Annotated in this window: 17 protein-coding genes; 7 read left to right on the top strand and 10 right to left on the bottom strand. The window is 65.5% G+C overall.

What is annotated here, in order from left to right; translation table 11 throughout:
- Positions 1-70 precede the first annotated feature (70 nt).
- On the top strand, positions 71-244 hold the full coding sequence (locus I6F12_RS22170) for a hypothetical protein (protein WP_036014608.1): 174 nt from the start codon (positions 71-73) through the stop codon (positions 242-244).
- Between the two features lie 166 nt (positions 245-410).
- Positions 411-1,619, top strand: coding sequence for an MFS transporter (locus I6F12_RS22165; protein WP_036014610.1), 1,209 nt, complete (start codon positions 411-413; stop codon positions 1,617-1,619).
- Positions 1,620-1,877: 258 nt separating this feature from the next.
- On the opposite strand, the gene I6F12_RS22160 is transcribed toward I6F12_RS22165, so the two are convergent.
- Positions 1,878-3,203, bottom strand: coding sequence for an MFS transporter (locus I6F12_RS22160; RefSeq protein WP_036014621.1), 1,326 nt, complete (start codon positions 3,201-3,203; stop codon positions 1,878-1,880).
- Positions 3,204-3,348: 145 nt separating this feature from the next.
- Between I6F12_RS22160 and I6F12_RS22155 the strand changes: the two genes are divergently transcribed.
- The 4 genes from I6F12_RS22155 to I6F12_RS22140 are packed head-to-tail and all read left to right on the top strand — an operon-like array spanning position 3,349 to position 7,947.
- On the top strand, positions 3,349-4,002 hold the full coding sequence (locus tag I6F12_RS22155; RefSeq protein WP_036014611.1) for an ABC transporter ATP-binding protein: 654 nt from the start codon (positions 3,349-3,351) through the stop codon (positions 4,000-4,002).
- Positions 3,999-6,461 (top strand): ABC transporter permease, encoded by a 2,463-nt coding sequence (locus I6F12_RS22150; RefSeq protein ID WP_225157213.1) that lies wholly within the window; start codon positions 3,999-4,001, stop codon positions 6,459-6,461. Before I6F12_RS22155 ends, I6F12_RS22150 begins: the two co-directional genes overlap by 4 nt.
- Positions 6,451-7,533, top strand: a complete 1,083-nt coding sequence (locus I6F12_RS22145) for a lipocalin-like domain-containing protein (RefSeq protein ID WP_225157212.1) — start codon at positions 6,451-6,453, stop codon at positions 7,531-7,533. Before I6F12_RS22150 ends, I6F12_RS22145 begins: the two co-directional genes overlap by 11 nt.
- Before the next feature lie 27 nt (positions 7,534-7,560).
- Positions 7,561-7,947, top strand: coding sequence for an MAPEG family protein (locus I6F12_RS22140; protein WP_057027794.1), 387 nt, complete (start codon positions 7,561-7,563; stop codon positions 7,945-7,947).
- A 213-nt stretch (positions 7,948-8,160) separates the two neighbouring features.
- Here the strand turns inward: I6F12_RS22140 and I6F12_RS22135 are convergent, their stop codons facing one another.
- The 9 genes from I6F12_RS22135 to cobS all read right to left on the bottom strand — a co-directional run bounded on the left by I6F12_RS22135 (position 8,161) and on the right by cobS (position 21,290).
- Positions 8,161-9,351 carry an ABC transporter substrate-binding protein gene (locus I6F12_RS22135; RefSeq protein ID WP_036014626.1) on the bottom strand — a complete coding sequence of 397 codons (1,191 nt, stop codon included), beginning with the start codon at positions 9,349-9,351 and terminating at the stop codon, positions 8,161-8,163.
- Between the two features lie 286 nt (positions 9,352-9,637).
- A complete protein-coding gene (locus tag I6F12_RS22130; RefSeq protein ID WP_225157211.1) occupies positions 9,638-12,802 on the bottom strand; it encodes a multidrug efflux RND transporter permease subunit in 3,165 nt (1,054 codons plus the stop codon).
- A complete protein-coding gene (locus I6F12_RS22125) occupies positions 12,799-13,998 on the bottom strand; it encodes an efflux RND transporter periplasmic adaptor subunit (RefSeq protein WP_225157210.1) in 1,200 nt (399 codons plus the stop codon). The genes I6F12_RS22130 and I6F12_RS22125 overlap by 4 nt, the downstream gene beginning before the upstream one ends.
- Positions 13,999-14,284: 286 nt before the next feature.
- Complete coding sequence (locus tag I6F12_RS22120) at positions 14,285-14,692, bottom strand: hypothetical protein (RefSeq protein WP_036026263.1); 408 nt, start codon at positions 14,690-14,692, stop codon at positions 14,285-14,287.
- Between the two features lie 115 nt (positions 14,693-14,807).
- A complete protein-coding gene (locus I6F12_RS22115; RefSeq protein ID WP_225157209.1) occupies positions 14,808-15,920 on the bottom strand; it encodes an NADH:flavin oxidoreductase/NADH oxidase in 1,113 nt (370 codons plus the stop codon).
- 205 nt (positions 15,921-16,125) lie between these two features.
- Positions 16,126-17,094 carry a tripartite tricarboxylate transporter substrate-binding protein gene (locus I6F12_RS22110; RefSeq protein ID WP_225157208.1) on the bottom strand — a complete coding sequence of 323 codons (969 nt, stop codon included), beginning with the start codon at positions 17,092-17,094 and terminating at the stop codon, positions 16,126-16,128.
- Positions 17,095-17,148: 54 nt separating this feature from the next.
- The gene (locus I6F12_RS22105; protein ID WP_225157207.1) at positions 17,149-18,252 is read right to left on the bottom strand and encodes an esterase-like activity of phytase family protein; all 1,104 of its coding nucleotides are present in this window, start codon (positions 18,250-18,252) and stop codon (positions 17,149-17,151) included.
- Positions 18,249-20,150 (bottom strand): cobaltochelatase subunit CobT, encoded by a 1,902-nt coding sequence (gene cobT, locus I6F12_RS22100; protein WP_036014640.1) that lies wholly within the window; start codon positions 20,148-20,150, stop codon positions 18,249-18,251. Before cobT ends, I6F12_RS22105 begins: the two co-directional genes overlap by 4 nt.
- Before the next feature lie 141 nt (positions 20,151-20,291).
- The gene (cobS, locus tag I6F12_RS22095; protein ID WP_036014642.1) at positions 20,292-21,290 is read right to left on the bottom strand and encodes a cobaltochelatase subunit CobS; all 999 of its coding nucleotides are present in this window, start codon (positions 21,288-21,290) and stop codon (positions 20,292-20,294) included.
- A 294-nt stretch (positions 21,291-21,584) separates the two neighbouring features.
- On the opposite strand from cobS, the gene I6F12_RS22090 reads away from it, so the two are divergent.
- Positions 21,585-22,238, top strand: coding sequence for a DedA family protein (locus tag I6F12_RS22090; protein ID WP_036026250.1), 654 nt, complete (start codon positions 21,585-21,587; stop codon positions 22,236-22,238).
- Positions 22,239-22,241 lie beyond the last annotated feature (3 nt).

The following is a 22,241-nucleotide window of genomic DNA, read 5'->3' as shown; positions in this document are numbered from 1 at the left end:
GAGATAAATCAGGCGCCGCACATATTTGGCAGGTAGATTCGGATGCAGCATCACCCATCCGGGACCAGCCATGGCCAAGACCGGCAAGTCGAGCGAGCCGCCCAAGATCACCGAGAAGAAGCCCGCGGACGACAAGGCGAAGAGGGCCCCGCGCCGGCGCGAGACCGATGACGACGACTACGAAGACGGCGACATCGCAACGCCGAAGCGCGACCGCTATGGCCCGGACGACGAGCCGTTCTGAGGATGCAGCTCCGCTGTCGTTCCTGCGCTCGCCGGGGACAACGGCGTGAAGCACACCTGACCCCGCACGGCCCCGCCCGCACTACCTGCCATGCGCCTGCGTTCATGGACAAATAACCGCCAGCCCCGATAGTTTGCCGGTCCATCGGGAGTGAAACGGAACTGCAATGGTCGACGTTCTCGCCGCACCGCAACAAGGCAAGACGGACAGTGCGCTGCGCACGCTGACGGGGATCTCGATCGCGCATTGGGTCAGCCATTTCCATCTGCTGGTCCTGCCGATGCTGTTTCCGTTCCTGAAGGAGAAGCTCGGCGTCGGCTATGTCGAGCTCGGCTTCGCCCTCACCGTGTTCGCGGCGGTATCGGGGTTAACCCAGGCGCCGACCGGCTACCTCGTCGACCATTTTGGCGCGCGGCGCATTCTCTTGGCCGGGCTCGCGCTCGGCGGCGCCGCGCTGATCCTGCTCGGTCTGCATCTCAGCTACGCCTCGCTGATCGCCTGCGCAGTGCTGCTGGGTCTTGCCAACAGCGTCTATCATCCCGCCGATTACGCGATTCTTGCGGAGCACATGGACGAGGGGCGGATGGGCCGCGCCTTCTCGATCCATACCTTTGCCGGCTTTCTCGGCGGCGCCGTCGCACCGGCGATCGTGGCCGCGCTCGTAACGCTGTCCGGCGGCACCGGCGCGCTGATCGCCTCGGGCGCGATCGGCATTGCGGTGGCGCTGCTGCTGATCATCATGGACATACCCGATGCCGGTGCGCACAAGAAGAAGCCCGGCAGCGAGAGCGCGCCAAAGCAGGCCATCATCACGCCGGCGCTGATCACGCTGACTGCGCTGTTCATGCTGCTCAGCCTGTCGGTGGCCGGCATCAACAATTTCGGCGTGGTGGCGCTGATGAGCGGCTACGGCACGTCCTATTCGATCGCCAATGTCGCGCTGACTGCGTTTCTCGCCGCAAGCGCCGCGGGCGTACTCGCCGGCGGCTTCCTCGCCGACCGCACCGAGCGTCACGGCTATGTCGCCGCAGCCTGCTTCGCCGCGAATGCGGCCATCGTGCTGCTGATCGCGCTGGTGACGCTGCCGGGCTGGGCCTTGACGGCGACGATGGCGACCGCGGGTTTCCTCTCCGGCGTGATCGCGCCTTCGCGCGACATGCTGGTGCGCAATGCCGCGCCTCCGGGTGCCGCGGGGCGCGCTTTCGGCATCGCCTCTACCGGCTTCAACCTCGGTGGCATCGTCTCACCGCTGCTGTTCGGCTGGATCATGGATCAAAGCGCGCCGCACTGGGTGTTCGGCGCGTCCGTGATCTTCATGGTGGCGACGGTGGTGCTGTCGCCGTTCACGGAGCGCCGGCCGGCGAAAGCAAATTGAGCCGTCGGCATCGACACAAATTCAACTGTCGTTCCTGCGAAGGCTAACGAGGCAGCCGCTTACCCTCCCCTGGAGGGGTCCGGGACGAGCGAAGCTCGCCCGTGGTCGATCGCGCGCAGCGCGAGCGGGGTGGGGTGATCTCTCCTCTCGGGCACTGCTGGATGGGGAAACACCGTCACCCCACCCCGCTACGCATTCCGCTTCGCTACATGCGCAGCGACCCTCCCCCTCCAGGGGACGGTAAGAGAGAGCCGCGACTTACGTCGGCGACACTGCGCCCTTCAGCGCCGTGCCCTGCGCCGCCGCACCACGTGTCAGCCTAGCTTTCTCCGTGTTCGGCCACAACAGCAGCAGGCCAATGACGCCGGAGCCGATCATGACCACCGCGTTGATGGTGAAGCCCGTCAGGTAGCCGTCGAGCATGCTGCTGGCGCGCTGGATCACGGTGCCCATCACGCTCGGCGCGATGATGCCTGAAAGCGTGTAGAGCGCGCCGTAGATCGCGAGCACTGCACCGCGCTGCGAGGCCGGCGTGAACTCGCCGAGCATCGGCGGGCAGACCACGTAGATCGCGCCGCAGAGTCCGGAGCCGAGGACGAGCAGCGCGATCTGCAGGCCGGCGCCCTCGACATGCGCCATCGCGGTGAGGATCAGGCCGCCGACGATGAGCGGCACCGAGCCGAGCACGCCGCGCGAGACGCGCGTGGTGTAGCCGCGGGCCATCATCACCTGCGAGATCCAGCCGGTGAGGATGACGATGGTGGCGCCGAACACCCAGGGCAGGATCGAGATGAAGCCGGCCTGGCTCTGCGAGAAGCCGAGCCCCTTGACGATGAACGGCGTGAACCAGGTGAGGCCGAGCGACAGCGCCCAATAAGCGCCGAAGGTCGCGATCACGCAGCCGAGGAAGGTGCGTGAGGTCAGCAGCTGCACGTACGCAATCTTCGGCTCGGTGACGGCCAGGACCTCGGTATCCTCCAGCGGGCCTTCCTTGCCGAGCGCGAGCCAGGCTGCGACCCAGATCAGGCCGACGACGCCGAGCGCGCCGAAGGCGTAGTGCCAGGAATGGTTGACGATGATCCAGTTCAGCGCCGGCACCGCTAGAATGACGCCGAAGGCCGAGCCCTGTGACAGGATTGCAGTCGGCAGCGTGCGCTTCTCGTCGGGGAACCATTTGTAGATGGCGTGCGCGGCGACCGAGAAGGCCGGCCCTTCGCCCGCCCCCAGCACGATGCGGCAGATCAAGAGCGTGGTGAAGGAGACTGTGCCGACCATCGGGAACTGCGACACCGCCCAGATCACCGCCAGCGTCAACAACACCCAGCGCGTCGGCACCTTGTTGACGATGAAGCCGACCACGATGGCCGAGATCGAGAACAGGAAGAAGAACGAGGACCCGAGCAGGCCGAACTGCTCGGCGCTGAGCTTCATGTCGGTCATGATCGGCACGCCGGCGAGACCGACCACGATCTTGTCGGCGAAGTTCACCACCATGAAAAGAAAGAGGAGAAATGTAACAGTCCAGGCGCCCTTTGGCGTTTTGGTCGTCTTGGCCGCCACATTCGGCGTTTCCTGAGCGCTCATCATTCTCCCCGTATGTCTCTTTCGGCACTTTCTTGATTTGGCCGTTTTGGAAGCTAACAGCGGCTTCAGGGCCAACGCAACCCCGGCATTTCCGCATCAGGTGTGCTAGGCAGCAATTCCGTTAATTCCGTCCGGCGCCGTCATCGTGCTGAGCATCCGAAACCTCTCAAAGACCTTCTCTTCGGCCGGCGAGCCCGTCCATGTTCTGCGCGGCGTCGACCTCGACCTCGGGGCTGGCGAGCGCGTCGCGCTGACCGGTGAATCCGGCAGCGGCAAGAGCACCCTGCTGCACCTGATCGCCGGCCTCGACGCCGCCGATGGCGGCTCGATCCGGCTGGGTGACGCCGAGGTCACCACGCTATCGGATGCCGGACGCGCCAGCTTGCGGCGGAATCGCGTTGGCCTGGTCTTTCAGCAGTTCAACCTGATCCCGAGCCTCTCCGTCGCGGACAATCTCGCCTTCCAGGCGCGGATCGCCGGCCGGCATGATGCGGCCTGGACGAAAGAGCTTGTCGAGCGCCTCGGACTCGGCAGCCTGCTCAAACGGTATCCAGAGCAAATATCAGGCGGCCAGCAGCAGCGGGTCGCGATCGGCCGGGCGCTGGCGACAAAGCCCGCGCTGCTGCTGGCGGACGAGCCGACCGGCAATCTCGACGAAGCTACCGCCGAGGAGGTGCTGGCGCTGGCGCGCGACCTCGTCGCGCGCACCGGCTGCGGCTTCCTGATGGTGACGCACAGCCTGCATCTCGCCGCCACGCTCGACCGTCATCTCACGTTGCATGCGGGGCGCATTTCATGAAGCGCGCGCTCTGGGTTCTCGCCGTGCTGCTCAGCCATTGGCGGCGCCACAAGATGCAGTTCGCGACGCTCCTGATTGGCCTGATTGCGGCGACCGCGCTGTGGAGCGGGGTGCAGGCCATCAATCAGCAGGCCCGCAATGCCTATGAGCGCGCTGCAGCGACGTTCGGCGGCGTGCGCACCGCGATGCTGGTCGCTCCCAATGCGGCGACTTTCCCGCAGGAGCTGTTCATAAAGCTCCGCCGCGCCGGCTGGCCGGTGTCGCCGGTGCTGGAGGGACGCGTCCAGATCAACGGGCATTCAGTGCGGCTGCTCGGCATCGAGCCGGTCACGCTGCCGGTCGATGTCGGCAACGCGCCACGCCTGGGTGCCACGGATCTCAGCAGCTTCGTTGCTCCGCCCGGCCAGACGTTGGTGGCCCGGGAGACGCTGAGGGGCTTGCAGCAAGCAGAGGGCACGGCCCCGGCGATCAGCAGCGGCGCAAGGCTGCCGCCGCTGCGGGTCCAGCCGCAGCTCGCACCCGATGTGCTCGTGGTCGATATCGGCGTGGCACAGCGGCTGCTGAGCAAGCCCGACCAGGTCTCGCGGCTGCTGATCGGCAAGCCGAGGGGCAAGCCCGCACCGCTCGCGAGCGTGGTCGGCGAGCAGTTAGAGCGAGTCGAGCCCAATGCGGAGACGGAGCTCGAGCGTCTCACCGACAGTTTTCATCTCAACCTCACCGCCTTCGGCCTGCTGTCGTTCTTCGTCGGCCTGTTCATCGTCAATTCGGCCGTCGGCCTTGCGTTCGAGCAGCGGCTGCCAATGCTGCGCACTTTGCGGGCCTGTGGCGCCTCGGCGCGGCTAGTCAATACGGTGCTGGTGGTCGAGCTGGTGGCGCTGGCGCTGGTCGCAGGCCTGATCGGGCTCGCGTGCGGCTATTTCATCGCAGCCGCCCTGCTGCCCGATGTCGCGGCCTCGCTGCGCGGACTCTATGGCGCGCAGATCCCTGGGCAGCTCAGCCTGCGGCCCGAATGGTGGCTCGCCGGCATCGGGATCAGCGTGGCGGGTGCGCTTGTGGCGACGGCGACCAGCCTGATCAAGGCGATCAGGATGCCGGTGCTGGCGACGGCGCAGCCGGGCGCCTGGCAGCAGCGGCAACGCCGCTGGCTGATCCTGCAGAGCTGTGCGGCCTGCGGCGCGTTCGCCGTCGCGCTGCTGCTGCTCCATTACGGGCAATCACTGATCGCAGGGTTCGGCGTGCTGGCCGCGCTGATGTTCGGTGCGGCACTGATCCTGCCGGCCTTCCTCGACATCATCCTGCTCGTAGGCCAGCGCTTCGCGCGAGGCCCGCTCGTGCTGTGGTTCTGGGCGGACAGCCGGCAGCAGCTCTCCGGATTGTCGCTGGCGCTGATGGCGCTTTTGCTCGCGCTTGCCGTCAACGTCGGGGTCTCCACCATGGTGGAGACCTTCAGCCGCACCTTCATCGGCTGGCTCAACGGGCGGCTCGCCGCCGACGTCTACGTCAGCGCGTCCGACAATGCGCAAGGCGTCGCGATCCGGAACTGGCTGAAGGATCGCAGCGATGTTCAGGCGATCCTCTCGGGCGGGCGCGCGGAGGCGCAGGTTCAGGGCCAGCCGGTCGAGTTGCTCGGCCTGCCCGATCACGCGCTCTATCGTGAGCGCTGGCCGCTGATCGAGACCGCGCCGCGCGCCTGGACCCGGCTGGTGCCGGGCAATGCCGCTTTCATCAGCGAGCAATTGAGCCGGCGGCTGAACGTGCAGATCGGCGACGTCGTCGAGGTGCCGGCGCCGGGCGGGACCTGGGAGCTCGACATCGTCGGCATCTATGCCGATTACGGCAACCCCAAGGGGCAGCTCACTGTGAACGTCGCCGCATTGATCCGGCAGTTTCCGCAGACGCCGCAGACGCGGATCGGCCTGATCGTCGCGAGAGAGAATATCCCCGGCCTGATTGCGGCTTTGCAGAAGCAGTTCGGGCTCGACGACCGCAGAATCGCCGACCAGGCGACGGTGAAGGCGGAATCGATCCGCATCTTCAACCGCACCTTTGCGGTGACGTCGGCGCTGAACGCCTTCACGCTCGGCGTCGCCGGAATCGCATTGCTCACGAGCCTGCTGACCCTGGCGAACTCCCGACTGCCGCAGCTTGCGCCGCTGTGGGCGATCGGCCTGACCCGGCCACGCCTTGCCGCAATCGAGCTGACCAAGACGCTCTCGGTCGCGCTGTTCACGGCACTGCTGGCCGTGCCGCTCGGACTGCTGGTCGCGTGGTGCCTGATTGCAATCGTGAACGTGAAAGCTTTCGGCTGGCGGCTGCCGTTCCACGTCTTTCCGTTGCATCTGGTGGAGCTGGTCGCGGTGGCGCTCTTCGCCTCGCTGCTTGCGGCGCTGCTCCCGATGGTGCGGCTGGCGCGGATGCAGCCGGCGAATCTCGTCAAGGTGTTTGCCAATGAGCGCTGAAGCCATCACGCGGCGCGCCTTCGCCGGTGGCATCGTCGCCCTCGCCCTCCCGCGCCGCGCCGGCGCGCAGGGCTATGCCGGACTCGCCGAGACCGCCGATGGGTTTACAAAGGTAACGCCGGGAAAGACATTCACCTTCCCCGAAGATCACGGACCGCATCCGCAGTTTCGTATCGAGTGGTGGTATCTCACGGCAAACCTCGTCGACGCGCGCGGCGCGGCGTGCGGCCTGCAATGGACGCTGTTCCGCCAGGCGGCGCAGCCAGGTCCGCAAGGCGAGGGCTGGGCCAATCAACAGGTATGGATGGCGCATGCCGCGGTGACGCGCGCCGACACTCACCGCTTCTCTGAAACGTTTTCACGGGGTGGCGTCGGGCAAGCCGGCGTGACGGCAAAACCGTTCGATGCCTGGATTGACGATTGGGAGATGAAGAGTTTTGACCGCACCGATGACCGCGCTTTGGCGCCGCTGTCGCTGAAGGCAGCTGGCGCCGATTTCAGCTACGCACTGACGCTCGAGGCCGACCGGCCGGTCGTGCTGCAGGGCGATCGCGGCTTCAGCCGCAAGTCGGAGCGTGGGCAGGCCTCGTACTACTACAGTCAGCCGTTCTACCGCGCGCGCGGCACGCTCAGCATCGAGGACAAGCCGGTCGATGTCTCGGGCCAGGCCTGGATGGACCGGGAATGGAGCAGCCAGCCGCTCGACGCCGACCAGACCGGCTGGGACTGGCTGTCGCTGCATCTGTCATCCGGAGACAAGCTGATGCTGTACCGGCTGCGGCAGAAGGACGGCAGAAATTATCCGTTCGGCAATTGGATCAGCGCGGCCGGCGAGACGCAGATGATTGCAGGCAGCGACATCCAGATGATGCCGAAGGCGACGGCTGAGATTGCGGGACGCAAGTTGCCGGTGCAATGGCAGATCGCGATCCCCGCGCGATCATTCTCGATCCTCTGCAAGCCGCTCAATCCGAACGCCTGGATGGGGACCGGCTTCTCGTACTGGGAAGGGCCGATCAGCTTTGCCGGCACACATGACGGCATTGGCTATCTCGAGCTGACCGGCTATTGAGGCGCGATTTCTATGAAGGAACCGACGATGTATCATCTCACCGCCCTCGTCACGCTGCTGGCGATCGCGTTTTATTTCTTCACCTCCATCAACGTCTCCCGCTCGCGCACCAAGACCGGCGTCAAGGTACCTGCGATGTCGGGGCATCCGGATTTCGAACGGGCCTTCCGCATCCAGATGAACACGTTGGAATGGATGCCGATCGTCCTGCCAGCCCTTTGGCTGTTCGCGATCTATATCAGCGACGCCATCGCGGCGGCGATTGGCGTGATCTGGATCATCGGCCGGATCGTCTATTTCATCGGCTATTCGCAAGCCGTGGCCAAGCGCGGCACCGGCTTTGCGATCCAGGCGCTCGCAGCAATGGCGCTGTGGGTCGGGGCGCTCGGGGCGGTGGTGCTGCGGTTGGTGTGAGGCAATCCGCCGCCACACATTCCGCTGCCGTCCCGGACAAGCGTAAGCGCCGATCCGGGACCCATAACCGCAGGAAGATGTCGTGATGCGAGCTGATCACTCCGAGTCCCCGTAACCACGCGTGCCTGTGGTTATGGGTCCATGATCGGCGCGCGCTTGAGGCGCGCTTGTCCGGGACGACAGCGCGGGTGTGGCGCTCGCTGTGCCACTTCCCTACTTCGTCAGCGGACAGCCGCTCTCCTTGGCCGTGAAGAAGGCCTTGTCGCCGGGGACGGTGGCGAGCAGCTTGTAATAATCCCAGGGCTTCTTCGATTCCGAGGGCTTCTTGACCTCGAACAGATACATGTCGTGGATCATGCGGCCATTCTCGAGCACCTTGCCGCCTTGCGCGAAGTCGTCGTCGACCGGCAGCTCCTTCAGCTTCTTGGCGACGGCATCCGGATCCTTGGTGCCGGCAGCCTTGACGGCCTTGAGATAGCTCAGCGTCGCCGAATAGGTACCGGCGTGGATCATGCTCGGCATCCGCCCGGTGCGCTTGAGGAAGCGCTCGCCGAGATTGCGCGTCCTGTCGTTGAGATCCCAGTAATAACCTTCGGTCAGCACCAGGCCTTGCGCGGCCTGCAAGCCGAGGCCGTTCACCTCGGCAAGCGTCATCAGGAGGCCCGCGAGCTTCTGGCCACTCGCGACGATGCCGAACTCGGACGCCTGCTTGATCGAATTGGTGGTGTCGAGGCCGGCGTTGGCGAGGCCGACGATCTTCGCCTTCGAGCTCTGCGCCTGCAGCAGGAAGGAGGAGAAGTCCGACGAATTGAGCGGAACGCGCACCGAGCCGAGCACCTTGCCGCCATTGGCGGTGACGATCTCGCTGGTGTCCTTCTCCAGCGCGTAGCCGAAGGCGTAGTCCGCGGTGAGGAAGAACCAGGTGTCGCCGCCGGCTTTGGTCAGCGCGCCGCCGGTGCCGACGCCGAGCGCGCGGGTGTCGTAGGCCCAGTGGAAGCCGTAGGGCTGGCAGGCATCGCCTGTGAGGCGCGATGTCGCGGCGCCGACGACGATGTCGATCTTCTTCTTTTCCTTGGAGAGTTCGTGGATCGCGAGCGCGACCGAGGAGGTCGTCAGCTCCGTGATCATGTCGACGTTCTCGACGTCATACCAGCGCCGCGCGATCGAGCTTGCGAGGTCAGGCTTGTTCTGGTGGTCTGCAGTGACGAGCTCGATCTTCTGGCCGAGTACTTCGCCGCCGAAATCCTCGATCGCCATCCTGGCCGCTTCGACCGACCATTTGCCGCCGTAATCGGCATAGACGCCGGACTGGTCGTTGAGGATGCCGATCTTGACGCCTTGCGCGGAGGCGGGAACCGCAATCAAGAGGGCCGAGGCCGCTGCGGCCCAAAGTGCTGATTTCATATGTTTAACTCCCGGCATTCTTCTGTGAAATCGCGCGGATAGTAGTGAAGAACCGCGCTTGCGCCCATCCATTTCATGTTGGTCGTTAGTATGGGATTCTGCGTGCCACATTCTCCACCGTCGTCCCGGGGCGTGCGCAGCGCGAGCCCGGGACCCATAACCACAGGATGGTGTTGGCGAAGACTCGCCGCTGTCGCGCTAAACTCCTCCCTGTGGTTAGGGATCCCCGCGTTCGCGAGGATGACAGCGGAGGATGTGGCGGAGTCTTTGGCCATCGAGACAGACGTCAGGCCATCGCCTCCGGCTTCTTGTCGCGCCGCCCTTCCGCCAGGTTCCGCACCACGACGTAGAAGATCGGCGTGAACAGAAGGCCGAACAGGGTGACGCCGATCATGCCGAAGAACACGGCGACGCCGACGGCCTGGCGCATCTCCGAGCCAGAGCCGGTCGAGATCACCAGCGGCAAGACGCCGAGGATGAACGCGAACGAGGTCATCAGGATCGGCCGCAAGCGCAGGCGGCAGGCATCGATGACGGCCTCCAGCCGCGGCTTGCCTTCGTTCTCGATATCGCGCGCGAATTCGACGATTAGGATCGCGTTCTTCGCCGCCAGTCCCACCAGCACGACGAAGCCAATCTGGGTCAGAATGTTGACGTCCTGGCCCATGACGCGAACGCCGATGGTGGCGGCGAGCAGGCACATCGGCACGATCAGGATCACCGCGAACGGCAGCGTCCAGCTGCCATATTGCGCGGCGAGGACGAGATAGACGAACAGCACGCAGATCGGAAATACGTAGAGACCGGCATTGCCGCCGGTGACCTGCTGATAGGACAGGTCGGTCCATTCGAAGGTGAAGCCGCTCGGCAAGGTGTCGTTCGCGAGCTGCTTGATGGCGTTGAGCGCGGTGGTCGAGCTCGTGCCCGGCGCCGGCTCGCCCTGGAGTTCGGACGCCGCATAGAGATTGTAGCGCGCGACGCGGTCGGGTCCCGAGACGTCCTTGAACTCGACCACGCTGCCGAGCATCACCATGTCGCCGGAAGCGTTGCGCGTGCGCAGGCGCGCAAGGTCGCTCGGTTCTTTCCGGAACGGGAAGTCGGCCTGCGCGGTCACGTGGTAGGTGCGGCCGAACAGGTTGAAGTCGTTGACATAGGTCGACCCGAAATAGGTCTGGATCGTCTCGTTGATGTTGGAGATGGGCACGCCCAGCTTCTGCGCCTTGGTGCGGTCGATGTCGACGAAGAGCTGCGGCGTGTTGGCCGTGAACGGCGAGAACACCGAGGGGGCGAGCAGCGAGGGCGATTTGCGCGCGGCGGCGACAAGCTCGTCGGTGGCGGCTGCGAGCATTTCAGGCCCGCGGCCCTGGCGGTCCTGGATGCGGATGGCAAAGCCGCCGCCGGTGCCGATGCCGGGCACGGCCGGCGGCGGAATCACGATGATGAAAGCGCCCTGGATCGCGGACAGGCGCTTGCGCAGCTCGGCGGTGATGGCATTCGCGGACAGGCCCTTCTTCAGCCGCGCCTCGGGCTCGTCGAACACCGGGAACAGCGCCGCCGCATTGCCGGCCTGCGTGCGGGTGGCGCCGGAGAAACCGGCAAAGGCGGCGACTCGAACGATGCCCGGCGTTTCCAGCGAGATCCGCTCGATCTCGCGAACGACCTCGGTGGTGCGCGCCAGCGACGCCGCGCCCGGCAATTGCACGGATATGATGACGTAGCCGCGATCCTGCGCCGGGATGAAGCCCTGCGGCGTGGTCACGATCAGCCAGCCGGCGCCGCCGATCAGCACGACGTAGATCAGCAGCATCAGGACCGAATGGCGAATCGCGAAATTGGCGAGGCCGGCATAGCCATGCGCCAGCCGGTCGAACACGCGATTGAACACGCCGGTGAACGCATTCCAGCCGCGCGCGATGATGTTCCAGGCGGCCGGCGGCCGCTTTTCTTCGTGTGGCGTGAGGATCTGCGAGGCCAGCGCGGGCGAGAGCGTCAGCGAGCAGAAGCAGGAGATCGCCGTCGCAACGGCGATCGTGACGGCGAATTGCTGGAAGAACTGCCCGGAGATGCCGCCGAGGAACGCGGTCGGGACGAACACCGCGCATAGCACCAGGGCGATCGAGACCAGTGCGCCGCCGACCTCCTCCATCGTCTTCAGCGCGGCATCGCGACGACTGAGGCCGTGTTCGAGATGGCGTTCGACATTCTCGACCACGACGATGGCGTCGTCGACCACGATGCCGACCGCGAGGACGAGCCCGAACAGGGTGAGATTGTTGATGGAGAAGCCGAGCGCCGCCATCACCGCGAACGTGCCGACCAGCGAGATCGGAATCGCGATGATCGGAATGATCGCGGGCCGCCATCCCTGCAGGAACACCAGCACGACGACGACCACGAGCAGCATGGCCTCGTAGATGGTCTTGATCAGCTCGTGGACCGACTGGGCGATGAACTCGGTCGGGTTGTAGCCGATATTGAAGTCGAGCCCCCTGGGAAAGCTCTCCTTGAGCCTCGTCATGGTGTCGGAGATGTTCTTTGCGGTCGCGAGCGCGTTCGAGCCCGGCCGCTGCGTCACCAGCATCGCGACCGCCGACTTGCGCAGCAGGAAGCTGTTGGTGCTGTAGGCCAGCGCCCCGAGCTCGATGCGGGCGACGTCGCGCAGCCGCACCGTGCGGCCGTCAGGGCCGGCCTTGATCAGGATATCCTCGAACTGCTTCTGGTCCTTCAAACGTCCGGTGAAGGTGAGATTGGGCTGGAAGGCCCGATCGGTGATCGGCGGCTCGGCGATCTGGCCGCCGGCGATCTGCACGTTCTGGGCGCGGATGGCCGCGAGCACCTCGGCCGAGGTCAGGCCGAGATTGGCGATTCTGTCAGGATCGAGCCACAGCCGCATCGAATAGTCGCGGGCGCCGAAGATCTGGATGTCGCCGACGCCGTCGATGCGCAAGAGCTGGTCGCGGACCTGGAGCAGCGCATAATTGGAGATGTAGAGCTGGTCGAACGTGTCGTCCGGCGACAGCATGAACACGACCATTAGGATGTCGGGCGAGTTCTTGCGGGTGGTGACGCCGTTGCGCTGCACTTCCTCTGGAAGGCGCGGCTGCGCGATGGCGACGCGATTCTGCACCAGCACCTGGGCCTTGTCGAGATCGGTGCCGAGCTTGAAGGTGACGGTGATGGTGAGCTGGCCGTTCGAGGTCGCTTGGCTGTAGAGATACAGCATGTCCTCGACACCGTTGATCTCCTGCTCGATGGGAGCTGCGACCGTGTCGGACACGGTCTGGGCGGAGGCGCCGGGATATTGCGTCGTGACGACGACGGTCGGCGGCACCACTTGCGGATATTCGGAGACCGGCAGCGTGGTGTAGGCGAGTGCACCGACGATCAGGAGCACGATCGACAGCACCATCGCCAAAATGGGCTGGTTGATGGAGAGGCGGCCAAGATTCATGACTTGCCACCGGCCGGCGCTTGCGCGGTCTGGGGAGCGACCTTGGCGCCGACGCGGGCGCGCTGGATGCCGTTGACGATGACGCGATCGTCCGGCTTCAGCCCTTCACGGATCACGCGCAGGCCGTCGTCGAGCGGACCGAGCACGACGGGGCGTGCCTCGACCGTATCATCAGGCTTGACCACGAACACGATCTTGCGGGACTGGTCGGTTGCGATCGCAGCGTCCGGAATCAGCAGCGCCTCGTAAGGCGCGCTGCCGATCAGGCGGACGCGGCCGAACTGGCCGGGCAGGATCGAAAGATCCGTGTTCTTCACCACCGCGCGGCTGCGCAGCGTGCCGGTCGACACGTCCAGCCGATTGTCGAGGAAATTGACGGTGCCCTCGCGCGAGGGCTTGGTCTCGCCGGCCAGCGTCACTTGCACCGGGTTCGCGGTATCGCGCGAACTTGGCCGCCGTCCTTCGAACCACAATTTGCTGTATTTGATGAACGTCGCCTCATCCATGTCGAAATAGATGTAGATCGGATCGAGCGCGACGATCGAAGTCAGCAGCGTCGAGGTGCCGGTGTCGCTGCCCTGCACGAGATTGCCGGGGCTGACGAGATGGCGGCTGACGCGGCCGGTCAAGGGCGCTGCCACATGCGTGAACTCGATGTTGAGCTTGGCGGCCTTCAGCGCGCCCTCGGCCTGCATCTCGGCGGCGTGCGCAGCCTGCAAGGCCTGGCGGCGCTGATCGACGACCTGTTCGGAGACCGCGCTGGTCTGCACGAGGCTGAGACCACGGTCGAGCTCGCGCTTGGCGAGCTCCACTCGCGCCCGTGCGTCTGACAGCTGGCCCTCCGCCTGAGTGGCCACCGCCTCGAACGGGCGCGGATCGATCACGTAGAGCAGGTCACCCCGACGCACGATGGCGCCGTCCTGGAATTCGACCGAGTTGACGAAGCCGCCGACCCGCGGCCGCACCTGGACCTCCTCCACCGCCTCGAAGCGGCCGGTGAACTCGTCCCAATCGGTGACTGTGCGCTTGACCGGCTGGGCGACCGTCACCGCCGGCGCCGGCGGAGCCGCAGCCTGCGATGCCGGCTTGTCGCAGCCGGACAGGGCGAACGCGGCGGCGAGAAGCCCGGCAATTGCGCTGACCTGAACGAAATCGTGCTTTTTGATCAACTGCCTGCTTCCGTCCGGTCCGCTCATCCCCAGGTCCTCGCATCAAAGCCGCAGAAGATGCAGGGTACGCCTCTACCTGCGGGCGCCACAAGATGTGTTGCAAAGATGAACTCTTCAAGACCAATGCGCGCGCAATGCTCCGAACGGCGCCCTGACCGGATGACGGGTTGACAGAGAGAGAGACGGTGCCGGGCAAGGCAGTTGCGGCAAGCCGAACCCTGCCGTGAACGACGGGCACTCGGAATTGCGAGCTTTTCCCGGCGGCTGTCCTTCGAGACGCCCGCTTCAGGCGGGCCCATCCTGACAAAGAGAGCTACTTACGCAGCCTGGCCTTGGCGCCGGCGACGATCTGCATGGTGACGCCGGCAATCCAGCCGACCAAGACGAGCCAGGTCCAGGCCATGTGCGGATCGAGCCGGAGCACGATCACGGCGACCGAGGCGAAGGCGGTGAGCGTAGCGGAGAGCGTGCCGGCGGCGCTCATGAGCTCGGCGGCGTCGATCTGGCTGTGCGCATCGTCGAAAGGCATCTGCGGCGTGTCGATGCCGAGATAGAAGCCGATGCCGCCGAGCAGCATCATCAGCAGCAGGAAGCCCTGCGTGGTGAGGGTGGGGATCGCCGAGCCGACATAGGCGCCGACGAACAATCCGCACGCGGCCCCCGCCATGGCAAGGCCAACGCGCTCGAACACATGGGCAGTTTTACGAAAACGAAAGCGCATGGCCAGCCTCCGCGAGGCGTTGAGTATGCAGAGGTTAGGCCAGTTTTGGGGGGCATGGAAGGTGAGGAGGTTTACGGATGCGTGAGGGGTGGCAGCGCGCGCACCCCACTCGCTCTCACCTCGCCCCGAACGTGGTCTTGCCGAACAGCGCCTTTTGCGTGGACGGCTGCGAGCGCCAATATTGCGGCGGCGCCTCGACCACGCCGCCGAGCTCGGCGGCGGCGTGCCAGCCCCAGCGCGGATCGTAGAGCAGGCCGCGGGCGAGCGCGACCATGTCGGCCTTGCCCGACGCGACGATCTCCTCCGCGTGCTTCGACTCGGTGATCAGGCCGACGGCAATCGTGGGCAGGCCGGTTTCGCGCTTGATCGCCTCTGCAAACTGCACCTGATAGCCGGGGCCGAGCGGAATCTTCTGCAGCGGCGAGACGCCGCCGGACGATGCATCGATCCAGTCGACGCCGCGCGCCTTCAGCGCGTTCGCGAATTCGATGGTCTGTGCCAGATCCCAGCCGCCCTCGACCCAATCGGTCGACGACACCCGCATGCCGACCGGCTTGTCGGCGGGGAACGCGGCGCGCACCACGTCGAACACCTCCAGCGGAAAGCGCATGCGGTTCGCGAGGCTACCGCCATATTCGTCGGTGCGCTTGTTGGAGATCGGCGACAGGAATTGATGCAAGAGATAACCATGCGCGCCATGGACCTCGATGGCGTCGATACCGAGCCGCGCGGCGCGCTCGGTCGAATGGACGAAGGCCTCGCGGATGCGCTTCAGGCCTGCCGCATCCAGCGCCAGCGGGGCGGCCTCGCCCTCCTTGTGCGGCACCGCCGACGGCCCGACCGTCTGCCAGCCGCCCTGCCCTTCCGGAATCAATTGGCCGCCGTCCCAGGGGCGCGCGCTCGAGGCCTTGCGGCCGGCATGGGCGAGTTGCATCGCAATCGCGGTGGAGGAATGCTTGCGCACCGAATGCAGGATCGGCTTCAGCGCGGCCTCGCAGGCGTCGCTGTAGAGCCCGAGGCAGCCCGGCGTGATACGGCCGATCGTCTCGACATGCGTCGCCTCGATGCAGAACATCGCCGCGCCCGACAGGCTGAGATTGTTGATGTGGGTGAAGTGCCAGTCGGTGGCGACGCCGTCATCGGCCGAATATTGGCACATCGGCGACACCACGAGGCGGTTCTTCAACGTCAGTCCGCGCAGCTTGATCGGAGAAAACAGGGCGCTCATGCGAGGGTCCGGGGCTGGAGAAATGGAAGCGATTGCATGAAGTTTAGTGGGTGGGCGGCGAATTGCCAGCCGCACGGGCAGCATGGCGACCAGCAGCGGCATGCATTGCGCTGGAGATGCCGCGGCGAACATGTCTCCCTATTGTCGTCCCGGATCCGCGCTTCGCTTGTCCGGGACGATGGAGGAATGCGGGCGTAACCCGCCCCTACGGCTTGATGCCGGCGGCCTTGATCAGCTCCTGATTGGCCGCCAGCTCGCGCTTGACGAGGTCGTCCATCTCGGCGGGCTTCATCGGCCTCGGTTCGAGCCCGAGCTTTGTCAGGCTCACCTGCGTCGCCGACGTGGCCAGGACTTTCTCGGCGGCCGCGTGCAGCTTGTCGACGACCTCGCGCGGGGTCTTCGCCGGCACGAACACGCCGAACCAGATCTCGCTGTCGGCGTCCTTCAAGCCGATCTCGGCCGGCGTCGGCACATCGGGCAGCTCGGCAACGCGCTTCGGTGTCGAGACCACCAGCGCGCGCACTTGGCCCTCGCGGATCAGCGGCAACGCGGTCGCCAGCGGGCAGAAATACAGATCGATGCGCCCACCGAGAATGTCGGCGATCACTTCCGGGCCGGCGCGATACGGCACATGAATAGCCTCGATGCCGGCGGCGTAGCGGAACTTCTCGCTCGAGATGTGCACGGCGCTGCCGATGCCGACCGAGCCGAACGAGATCGAACCGGGCTTTGCCTTGGCAGCGGCGATGAAGTCCTGGATGGTTCTCCAAGGGCGCTCCTTCGGCACGATCATCACATTGGCACCGGATCCGATCATGAACACCGAGGCGAGATCGCGGCTGGGGTCGAAGCTCGCATTCGGGAACATCAGGGGCGCAATGGTCAGCGCCGACGACTGGGCGAGCAGGCTGTAACCATCGGGATCGGACTTCGCGACCGCCGCCGAACCGACCACACCGCCGCCGCCGGCGCGGTTTTCGATCACGATCGGCTGACCGAGTTCGGCGGAGAGATGCTCGAACACCAGCCGCGGCACCACGTCCGCCGCGCTGCCCGGACCGAACGGAATGGTCGCCTTGATCAGTCGCGCCGGCCAGTCTTGTGCCTGGACTTGTGTTGCAGCGGCGATCCAGAAGGACGCATATAGACAAAACACGCGAAGGAACCTGGTCATCGAAATCTCCGGTCGACTCTCGCGATCGCTGCAAGAACCGTTCCGGCGCAATCTCTACTCCGCCAGCGTGAATTGCAGCAGCAAAGTCCGCTGCAGCATCGAGAAATTGTCGTCGGAGATCAGCGTCAGCACGGTCTCGCCCTCGCTCGTGACGTGAGCGTCGATGGCTTCCATGTTGTCGATCTCGTGGCCGAGATCGGCGGCGAACAAAGCGGGGCCGTCGACCAGCGCGCCAGGGGCGATCGATTTCAAGGGGATCGCGCGGATGCGGATGTTGACGCCGGTGAACCAGGAAAATTTACGTTCGAGGATGAGCAGATCGCCCGAGGGCAGCAGCACCGCGTCGCTGATGTCGAAATTCTCCGAGCGCCGCACGCTGAATTGGCCGGGCGTCGAGCCGCCGATCAGGAAAGCGAGGAGGTTGCCGTCGGCATCGAGCCCGCGCTCGGAAAAGGCGATCAGCGTGCCCGCGAGCGGCTGGGCCTGGCTCTTGCCCGGTCCCTGCGCTTTGGGCACGACGACCATCGCCTCCAGCCCCTTGTTGTAGGGCAGCTTGCGCAAGGCCGGCGGGACGGCGATCACTTCGCCGCGGGCGCCGGTAGCACCCTTGGCGAAATCATAGCGCAGGATCTGGTTGACGCGTTCGAGCCCGACATAGACGAGGTTGCCGTCGCGCGCGAGCGACTCGGTATCGTACCAGAGCCGCTTCTCGGTGATCGGCCGCCCGTCGGCGCCCAGCACCGGCGCGGCCTCGACGTCGGCGAGCCCAATCATCTCGCGGCCGGAATAGCGGATGCTGCCGGTGAACCAGCCGCCCTGATCGGAGATCGCGAGAAAGCGCTCGCCCTTGCCGTCGAGGAAGCGGAGGCCCGACAGCCCGCCGAAGCCGCGATAGGGCGAGGTCAGCACCAGGCCGCTGCGAAAATCCAGCGAGCCGAAGCGCGTGCGCGAGCGGTCGCGCGGCTCGAAATTGGCAATGCTACGCGCGTTGACCTCGACGCTGACCGGCGCGGTGACGGCATGCTCGAGCTGGAGGGCGCGCGGCGGCGGCTCGGTCTTGGGCTGCAGCTGCGCCTGCGCCAAGCGCGGCAACGCGAGAGTGGAAAATCCCGCCGCCGCGAGGCTGACGAAGCTGCGGCGGGATGGATGCGTGCTCACGAATGCAATTTGCGTCGCGGGCGACCGGCCGCTTGCGTTGGCGCCGTGTTGGTCTCGCTGAAGAGCTCGGCAAGCTTTTCGGTGATCGCGCCGCCGAGTTCTTCCGCGTCCACGATCGTTACCGCGCGGCGATAATAGCGCGTCACGTCATGGCCGATGCCGATCGCGATCAGCTCGACCGGCGAGCGGGTCTCGATCTCCTCGATGATGTGGCGCAGATGCCGCTCGAGATAATTGCCCGGATTGACCGACAACGTGGAATCGTCGACCGGCGCGCCGTCCGAGATCATCATCAAGATCTTGCGCTGCTCGGGCCGGCCGAGCAGGCGCTTGTGCGCCCAGTCCAGCGCCTCGCCGTCGATGTTCTCCTTCAAGAGGCCCTCGCGCATCATCAGGCCCAGGTTTTTCCGCGCACGACGCCACGGGGCGTCCGCGGACTTGTAGATGATGTGGCGGAGATCGTTTAGGCGGCCAGGATTGGCCGGCTTGCCGGCGGCAAGCCATGCCTCGCGCGATTGCCCGCCCTTCCAGGCCCGCGTGGTGAAGCCGAGAATCTCGACCTTGACGCCGCAACGCTCCAGCGTGCGCGCGAGGATGTCGGCACAGGTCGCGGCGACCGTGATCGGGCGGCCGCGCATGGAGCCGGAATTGTCGAGCAGCAGCGTCACTACGGTGTCGCGGAACGTCGCCTCCTTCTCGTGCATGAAGGACAGCGGGTGATAGGGATCGGTGACGACGCGCGACAGCCGCGCAGGGTCGAGGATGCCCTCCTCGAGATCGAACTCCCAGGCGCGATTCTGCTGCGCCATCAGGCGGCGCTGCAGCCGGTTGGCGAGACGGGCGACGATGCCCTGCAGATGTGCGAGCTGCTTGTCGAGATAGGCGCGCAGCCGCTCCAGCTCGTCATGGTCGCAGAGATCCTCGGCGGCGATGACCTCATCGAACTTGGGCGCGAAGGCGTGATACTCCGGCCCACGCGGCTCGTTCCTGCCGTGCTGGTTCGGGCGCGTCGCCTCGCCCGGCGTCTCGTCATCACCGAGCTCGCCATCGTCGAAGGTGTCGGAGGTGGAGGCCTGCGCGCTTTCCATCGCGCTCTCGCTCATCTCCTCGCTGGTTGCCTGCGCCTGGTCGGCGCTCATTTCCTGCGCGGCGTCGGAATCGGGCGAGCCTTCGGCGCCGGACTGGTCGTTGTCGCCGTCCTGGTTCTCCTCGTTCTCGTCATTGTCTTCGCTGTCGGCGTTGCGCTCGTCGCCGAGCTCGAGTGCCGACAGCAGGTCATGCACGGCATCGCCGAACTTGGTCTGATCCTCGAGCACGCCGTCGAGCCGATCGAGCCGCTTGCCGATCTTGTCTTCGAGGATCGGTCGCCAGAGATCGACCATCTTCTTGGCCGCCGTCGGCGGCGCCATGCCGGTGAGGCGCTCGCGCACCAGCATCGCCAGCGCGTCCGCCAGCGGCGCGTCGGCGCGGTCGGTGATCTCGTCGAACTTGCCGCGGTGGAAATGGTCGTCGAGCATCGCGGTGAGGTTCTTGGCAACGCCCGCCATGCGGCGCGCGCCGATCGCCTCGACGCGGGCCTGCTCCACCGCCTCGAACACGCCGCGCGCCTGCGGATTGCCGGGCATCAGCTTGCGGTGAACCTTGGGATCGTGACAGGCGAGCTTGAGCGCGATGGAATCGGCATGGCCGCGCACGATCGCGGCGTCACGCTTCGTCATCTTGCGCGCGGGCTCAGGCAGCCGCGCCTTGCCGGGCGCAAGGCCCGGGCGCTCGGCTGCGAAGGAGACGTCGAGCTCGGGCGCCTTTGCGATCGCCTTCAGACAGGAGGCGACCGAGCGCTTGAACGGCTCAGTCGGTGCTTCCTTGTTGCTGCGGAATTTGGAGTTGGAGGCGGTCATCTGACCCTATCTGTCGTCCCGGCGAAGGCCGGGACCATAACCACCGGCCGCTCTTGTGTCAGGAAACTATCAGCGTCGCTTCAATCGAGACATCACGCGGTATGGGTCCCGGCCTTCGCCGGGACGACACACCGTGAGAGATCAGCTCAGCGCGACGTTGATTGCCGATTCCGGCAGCTCCGCATTGAAGCAGCGCTGGTAGAACTCGGCGACCAGGGGCCGTTCGAGCTCGTCGCATTTGTTGAGGAAGGTGACGCGGAAGGCGAAGCCGATATCGCCGAAGATGTCGGAGTTTTCCGCCCAGGTGATCACCGTGCGCGGGCTCATCACCGTCGACAGATCGCCATTGGCGAAGGCGTTGCGGGTGAGGTCGGCGAGGCGCACCATTTTGTTGACGATGTCGCGGCCCTCCTGGGTGCGATAGTGCTTGGCCTTGGCCAGCACGATCTCGACTTCCTCGTCGTGGCTGAGATAGTTCAGCGTGGTGACGATCGACCAGCGGTCCATCTGGCCCTGGTTGATCTGCTGGGTGCCGTGATAGAGGCCCGAGGTGTCGCCGAGGCCGACGGTGTTGGCGGTGGCGAACAGCCGGAACGCCGGATGCGGCTTGATCACCTTGTTCTGGTCCAAGAGCGTCAGGCGGCCCGAAACCTCCAGCACGCGCTGGATCACGAACATGACGTCCGGGCGGCCGGCGTCGTATTCGTCGAACACCAGCGCGACGTTGTTCTGCAGCGCCCAGGGCAGGATGCCGTCGCGGAATTCGGTGACCTGCTTGCCGTCGCGGACCACGATCGAGTCCTTGCCGACGAGGTCGATACGGCTGATGTGGCTGTCGAGGTTGACGCGCACGCAGGGCCAGTTCAGACGTGCCGCGACCTGCTCGATATGGGTGGATTTGCCGGTGCCGTGATAGCCGGTCACCATCACGCGGCGGTTCCTGGCAAAGCCCGCGAGAATGGCCAGCGTGGTGGCGCGGTCGAAGCGGTAATCGGAATCCACTTCGGGCACATGAGGATCGACTTCGGAATAGGCCGGGACTTCGAGATCACTGTCGATCCCGAACACCTGGCGCACCGACACCTTCATGTCGGGCAGGCCGGAAACTTCCTCAACTTTGGACAGGGCGGCGGTCGTCATCAATCCTCCGAGGTCCCGGGCGGTCCCGAAACCGGTTATTCGCACGTTGGCTGCGGCTGGGTGCTGAAAATCAACCTATCAGAGACAACGAGCCGGCAGAAGCCCGCCCACCAATCAAAGTTCCGTTGTCTTTTCATTTAGATAGGCAAGGAACGCAGTTTTTGGAGGGCTGCCTTGCGAATCACGCCGAAATTCGGGCGGGTCGGCCCCAATCCGTGCGAATGGTACTTTGGCCGTATGCAGTTACTTATGTAGGGTCCGAAGCCCTCATGCTCCAGCCCTTCAAGAGACGACGTGACGTCCTTCCTCGATCCCCTCATCGCCTTCGTTTCCGCCCATGCGTGGCTGGCCTATCTGACCCTGTTCCTGGCGGCGCTGCTCGAAGCCGTTCCGGTGGTGGGATCGGTGATCCCCGGCTCGACCATCATCCTGGCGCTGAGCGCCCTGATCCCCGGCGGCGAATTGCAGCTGCCATGGGTGCTCTTGGCGGCCGCAACTGGTGCCGTACTCGGCGACGGGGCGGCCTATTGGATCGGGCACAGGCGGCAGCGCGAGATCCTCAACACCTGGCCGCTGACCAATTATCCACGCGTGGTCGCGGAGAGCGAAAACTTCTTCAACCGCTTCGGCACCTGGGCCGTGTTTTTCGCCCGCTTCGTGCCGCCGATCCGCGCCTTCGTGCCCGTGACCGCCGGCGCGCTGGGCATGGCGCCCACGAAATTCTATGCCGTGAACATCCCGGCGATCCTGGCCTGGGCGCCCGCCCATGTGCTGCCGGGCGTCTTGGCCGTGTCGGCCCTGCATGAATATGCCGGGCTGCATCATCATGCGCATGTCGGCAAGCACATCTGGATGCTGACCGTTGCAGGGGTTGCGATCGTGCTGGGCGTGGGGATGTGGATCTATCGCCGACGGTATGGCGGCGCGACGGCCAAGCCGCAGGTTTAGGCA

Source organism: Bradyrhizobium sp. IC4059, assembly GCF_020193615.1.
Lineage (GTDB): Bacteria > Pseudomonadota > Alphaproteobacteria > Rhizobiales > Xanthobacteraceae > Bradyrhizobium > Bradyrhizobium yuanmingense.
Note: the sequence above shows the minus strand (reverse complement) of the source record. Positions and strands in the feature narration are given on the sequence as shown.